Annotated in this window: 5 protein-coding genes; 4 read left to right on the top strand and 1 reads right to left on the bottom strand. The window is 37.7% G+C overall.

The genetic code is table 11. The features are described 5' to 3' along the window. From EA365_00425 to EA365_00410, 4 genes are all read left to right on the top strand, one after another. On the top strand, positions 1–217 hold a 217-nt coding region (locus tag EA365_00425; protein ID TVQ49475.1), incomplete at its 5' end, for a hypothetical protein. Between the two features lie 110 nt (positions 218–327). Beyond that, on the top strand, positions 328–1,656 hold the full coding sequence (locus tag EA365_00420) for a GTPase (protein ID TVQ49474.1): 1,329 nt from the start codon (positions 328–330) through the stop codon (positions 1,654–1,656). Positions 1,657–1,771: 115 nt separating this feature from the next. Next, positions 1,772–3,352, top strand: coding sequence for a hypothetical protein (locus EA365_00415; protein TVQ49473.1), 1,581 nt, complete (start codon positions 1,772–1,774; stop codon positions 3,350–3,352). Between the two features lie 33 nt (positions 3,353–3,385). Continuing rightward, the gene (locus EA365_00410; protein TVQ49472.1) at positions 3,386–4,870 is read left to right on the top strand and encodes a hypothetical protein; all 1,485 of its coding nucleotides are present in this window, start codon (positions 3,386–3,388) and stop codon (positions 4,868–4,870) included. Here the strand turns inward: EA365_00410 and EA365_00405 are convergent. Continuing rightward, positions 4,867–6,456, bottom strand: a 1,590-nt coding sequence (locus tag EA365_00405; GenBank protein ID TVQ49471.1) for a hybrid sensor histidine kinase/response regulator, incomplete at its 5' end; no start/stop codon positions are given. The genes EA365_00410 and EA365_00405 overlap by 4 nt on opposite strands.

Here is a 6,456-nt window from a genome sequence, read left to right as displayed (position 1 = left end):
AACTACAGATACTGTAGAAAATCTGGAATTGACGACAGATAGTTGTTGGCAAATTGTGACAGTAGAAAATACTAGGTATGAAATTAAACCATTTTCTAATAATTCAGAAGAAACAGAGTCAACTTGGGTAAGTCAAGAGGATTTAGCAGGTAAATACAACGTAATTAACGAACAAGAAGCGGAAGAAACTTGTGGAGAATCAAATATTGGTAGTTAACCATATAACATTTTACTCATTTAAAGAATAATTAACCCACTTTAGTTCACTAGGTGAATATGTAAAAATAAAGATAAGGATGAAATTAAATAGAGAGGCAAAGAATAATCATGTCTCAAACTACGAAAAGACAACGCCTCGTAATTATGGGAGCAGCGGGAAGAGATTTTCACAACTTTAACCAAGTTTATCGCGATAACCCTGACGTAGAAGTAATTGCTTTTACAGCGACACAAATTGCAGGTATCGCTAATCGTCGCTATCCTCCCTCTTTAGCAGGAAAATTATACCCAGAGGGGATACCAATTGTCGAAGAATCAGAATTAGAAACCCTTAACCCTGAACAGGTGATTTTTGCTTATAGTGATATTGCCCATACTGAATTGATGCACATTGCGTCGAGAGTATTAGCTATGGGAGCAGATTTTACCCTCTTAGGAGCAACTAAAACCATGTTATCTGCGCAAATTCCCACTATAGCGGTTTCAGCGGTGCGCACAGGTTGTGGAAAATCTCAAACCACTCGTTGGATTTCTAAACGCTTAAGGGAATGGGGGTTAAAAGTAGCTGTAATACGTCATCCTATGCCCTATGGAGACTTAGAAAAACAAGTTGTACAATGCTTTACTACTCACGAGGATTTAGCTACAGCTAATTGTACTATTGAAGAGAGAGAAGAATACGAACCACATTTAGCGATAGGTAATCGAGTCTATGCTGGTGTAGATTATGGTAAAATCATCGCTCTAGCTGAACAAGAAGTAGATATAATCCTCTGGGATGGTGGTAATAACGATTTTCCTTTTATTAAACCAGATTTACACATCGTTTTAGTCGATCCTCTGCGCCCTGGTGATGAAACTACCCACCATCCTGGAGAAAGTGTGTTGAGAATGGCGGATTTAGTGATTATTCCTAAAGTGGATGTAGCAGCGATCGCCGATGTACAAAAAGTTAGAGAAAATATCAGAGAAATTAATCCCGAGGTTAAAATTCTGATGGGTTATTCTCCTATCGAGTTAGATGATCCAGAAGCAGTAAGAGATCGTTGTGTTTTGGTAGTAGAGGATGGACCAACCACTACCCATGGGGGGATGAGTTATGGCGCGGGTTATATCGCCGCGACTAGGGCTAATGTTGCCGAAATAGTTGATCCTCGTGATTATGCTGTACCAGAAATAGCCGCGGTTTACGAACTCTATCCTCATATAGGTAAAATTTTACCGGCAATGGGTTATTTTCCCGCCCAATTAGCAGCCTTAGAAACCACCATCAATCGAACTCCAGCAGATTTGGTAATATCAGCCACTCCTATTGATTTAGCAAGTTTAATTAAAGTCAATAAACCGATTATCCGTGCGCGTTATGAATTCGCCGAAGGGGAAGATCCAGGTTTAGGAGACTATCTCAAACAATTTTTGACATCTATCTTACCCTAAAAGGGTATTGGTTTCGGTTATGATTACTTAATACCAATTTATCTAAATCAAAATCTTGCATTTGACACAGAAGCATTCTCTGCCAATCACGATTGTTTGCCTAATTTTATTAATTTTGGGTGTGATTTTTCGTTTTACTAATCTTGCTCAAAAACCCTATTGGGAAGATGAAACCTTGTCTGCTTTGCGAGTTAACGGTTATCAAGTCAGCGAAATATATATTCAATCCTTAAGGGATAAAATTGTTAATCGTGATGATTTACTTCAATTACAAAAACCTGCTCCAGATAAGAATTTAACTGAGACAATCTCGGCTTTAGCTACTCATCCAGAACATGCTCCTTTAGATTATTTATTACTTAGAAGTTGGGTGATAAAGGTTAGTATTTCAGTTTGGAGTATGCGTTGTTTATCTGCCCTAATTAGTTTATTGGTTTTTCCTGCTTTGTATTGGTTATGTTTGGAACTTTTTGATTCTGCTTTGGTTGGCAGGATGGCTATTGCTTTGACGGCTATTTCACCACTATGGATCAGATACGCTCAAGAAGTCAGAGAATATAGTCTTTGGGGCGTTATGATTGTTGTTTGTTCTGCTGCTTTATTAAGGGCTTTTAAACTCAATCGTTGGTATCTCTGGTTATTATATAGTCTGACTCTATCTCTTAGTTTATATACTCATATTTTGTCTGTATTAGTATTAATAGCTCATGGTTTTTATGTATTAATAATTGACAGAAATATGTTTAATAAATACCTATCAGCTTTGCTAGGAAGTTTAATTTTTTTTAGTCCTTGGCTCGGTATATTTATCTATCAATATCAATCAACAAAAAGTTTTGCCAGTTGGCTTAATCAGCCAGTATCTTTGTCTATTTTAGGAAAATTATGGGGACTTAATCTCAGTCGAATGTTTCTATCTTGGTCACCAGAATATAATTCGTTTTTGGTTTATTTAGCTTTACCAATTTTGGTTCTTATTATTTATGCTCTTTATTTTTTGAAACAAACAACCCCTATTAAAACTTGGCTTTTTATTTATAGCTTAATTGGTGTCAATAGTTTAACTTTTCTAGTTAAAGATTTGGTTTTTGGGGGACAATATTCACGAATCCCTCAATATTTTTTTCCTTGTTATGTTGGTTTAGTGATTAGTATAGCTTATTTATTCACTAATAAACTAACTACTGTTCAAAACAAGGTTTGGCAAGTAGCGATCTCGTTAATTTTATCCTCTAGTATATTCTCTTCTGGATTTAATGCTCAAGCAGATACATGGTGGGGATGGTCTGAATTTGATGTTTACTCAGCTAAAATAATTAATCAAGTTTCCGAACCATTAGTTATCTCCGACGGACGCTTAACTACGTTACTACCTTTAGCCCATCAAGTTGATTCTGAAACAAAATTTATGTGGATAAAACAATTTTCTGCCTTAAATATAAACTCTGGGGAACAAACTATTTTTATTTATAATCCTTCAGAAAATTTGCTATCTTATCTTCAGGAAGAACTTGAGTTAGAATTAGACTTAATTTATCAATTTACAGATATGTCGCTAAAAGTTAATCTTTACAAAGTCAAAAGAAATTTTAAACCAATTGGCTTTAGCTTTGATAGGGATAGGGGGAATTGTGCTAATATTAAGTTAGGTGAAACTGAGAAAAAAATGAGTAGATCAACAATCACGGTCAGTTAAACCCATTTTTATGATAAGTAGGAGTAGTCAAAAATGGTTAATGTAGTTAATTCTAACAATCTGCTCCAAGATTTACAACAGTTAAGAGAAACGGTGATTAGAGAAGGTGAAGCTATTTATCAACCTTGGCGATCGCTAATTACGCGAGAAACCTTTCATCACAGCGCCCAAAATCTGGCTCATTATCTAGCCTTACGTAAACAAGATTTACGTCAAATTCAACTAGCCTTAATGCCCTGGGGTTTATCATCTTTAGGTAAAATCGAAAGTAGAGTCATCCCCAATTTAGACGCAGTAACTTGTACCTTAGCAGAAATTTGTCAGCAACCTAATCCCCTCAAATCAAGACCATCTTTAACTGACTTTTTCGCAGGAGACCAATTATTACATAAAAATACAATAGAAGTATTTGGTAATAGTTCTCAAGCGCGTCAAGTGAGAATTATGGTAACTCTTCCTAGGGAAGCGGCAGACAATTACGAACTAGTCAAAGAATTACTAATCAGAGGGACAGACTGTTTGCGGATTAATTGTGCGCACGATCGCCCCGAAGAGTGGCAAAAAATGATTGAGCACATCAATAAAGCTAAACTCCAAACTCGGAGAAATTGTCGTTTATTGATGGATTTAGCCGGTCCTAAGATTCGTCTTGAAGAGGTATTATCCCCCAATGGAGAAAAACGCATACATCCTGATGAGATTATTTTACTAAGCAAAGATAAACCCTCTCAACCCCATCCTGACTATTGGCAAGTTAGTTGTAGCGTACCAGAGATTTTACCCAAACTGAAAATCGGTACAAGAATCTGGATAGATGATGGTCATTTAGGAGCAATTATAGAGTCAATCGATAGTCAAGGTATCTGGCTACGTGTTACCCACACACGTCCGAAGGGAGAAAAATTAAAAGCAGACAAAGGTATTAATTTTCCCGAAACAATCATTAACTTAAACCCTTTAACAGCAAAAGATTTAGCAGATCTCGATTTTGTAGCCAATCACGCTGATTTAATCGGTTATTCTTTTGTCCAAACAGCTAGAGATATTCAATTATTACAAACAGAATTAGAAAAGCGTCTAGGTGCTCAATGGAGGAATAAAGCAATTATCGCTAAAATCGAAACCCAAGAAGCGATTAACAACCTTCCCGAGTTAATTGTACAAGCTGCAGGTAAACAACCCTTCGGGGTAATGATCGCCAGAGGAGACTTAGCAGTAGAAATTGGTTATCAACGTTTAGCCGAAATGCAGGAAGAGATACTCTGGTTATGTCAAGCTGCTCATGTTCCCGTCATTTGGGCAACACAAGTATTAGAAACCCTAGTTAAAACAGGTATTCCTTCCCGAGCCGAAATTACTGACGCAGCTATGGGAGAGAGAGCAGAGTGTGTTATGCTCAATAAAGGGTCATTTATTATCGAAGCTGTGAGCATTTTAGACGATGTTCTCACTCGAATGGAAGCCCATCAATCTAAAAAAGGCTCTCAATTAAGAGCCTTACACTCCTGGGATAACTAAACCGTTTCTGATTCTTTCAGGAAAACTTCCCCTTGAATCATGCGTTTAGCTGCATCTAGCAACTCCTCTTCAATATATGGCTTAGTAAAGTAAGCTTTTGCTCCTAATTCAGCAGCAATTTTACGATGTCTTTCAGCACCGCGAGAGGTAATCATCGCTACTGGAATAGCACTTAACTGATTATCCTCTTGTAGGCGAGATAGTAATTCTAAGCCATTCATGCGGGGCATTTCGATATCACAGAAGATGATATTACAAGGCAAACCTGAGCGCAATTTTTCCCAAGCTTCTTGACCATCTCTAGCTTGTTCAACACGATAACCCGATTTTTTAAAGGTCATAGAGAGCATTTCTCTAACTACTACCGAGTCATCGATAATCAAAGCGGTCATCTCTACTTTTTGTCCTGATTGGGTTACGCTTGAACTAGAAGCACTTACTCTTTTACCCATGAGTTTTTCGCCTGCGATCATGCGTTGAGCTGAATCGAGGAGATCTTTATCAGTACAGGGTTTAGTTAGATAACCACTAGCACCGAGTTCGGCTGCTACTTTACGGTGTTTTTCTGCTCCTCTAGAGGTTAATAAAGCTACTGGGGTATCACGCAACTTAGGATCTTGCTGCATCATGGATAATAATTTTAGTCCATTCATGCGCGGCATTTCGATGTCACAGAAGACCAAATCACAGGGTAAACCTGAGCGGAGTTTTTCCCAAGCTTCTTGACCATCTCTAGCCTCTTCTACGCGATAACCCGCCTTATTAAAGGTTAGAGATAGTAATTGACGTACAGTGATGGAGTCATCGACGATTAGCACCACAGGTTCAGTAGTTTGAGGTAATTTAGGTACTTGAGGACTATAGGTGGTATCAGAGACGAGATTATGGTCAATACTGCGTCTTCCTTGGGCGATTTCGATTAACTCCATAACATCGCCAATGGGCATAATACGACCATCTCCAAGTACAGTAGCACCAGCTATACCTGCGGGTTTAGGGATTGGTCCTTCTATTTGTTTAATTACGATTTCTTGTTCAGGGAAAATTTTATCTACTTGAATAGCGAGTAAACTTCCCGCGCCTCTTAGTACTACTATGGATATAGTATCATCGTATTCTTGACCACCGTATATAGTACTACGACTAATTTGACGGTTGTAGGATAGTAAACTATTTAAAGGTAGATAGGGTAATAACTGACCGGACCAAAGAATACATTTCTGTCCTTGATCGTTAATTTTAATATCTTCGGGTCGATAATCTTTAGTATCTTCTACCCCATCAATAGGGAAAGCGATACGCGCATTATTACTCAAACAGGGTAAAGCTTTACAAATACTCAGAGTTAGTGGTAAACGGATCGTAAAATTAGTTCCTTTACCGAGAGTTGAATCAATACTAACTGTACCTCTAATCGGCTGTAAATTAGTTCTGACTACGTCTAATCCTACGCCACGACCTGAGAAATCATCGGCTTTGTCTTTAGTAGTAAAACCAGGGTGGAAGAGTAGTTCATAGACTTCCTGGTTAACCATGTTTTTAGCTTTTTCTTTACTAATCAAGCCTTTACTAATGGCTTTCTCTTT

The sequence above is a fragment of the Gloeocapsa sp. DLM2.Bin57 genome (assembly GCA_007693955.1).
Classification (GTDB): domain Bacteria; phylum Cyanobacteriota; class Cyanobacteriia; order Cyanobacteriales; family Gloeocapsaceae; genus Gloeocapsa.
Note: the sequence above shows the minus strand (reverse complement) of the source record. Positions and strands in the feature narration are given on the sequence as shown.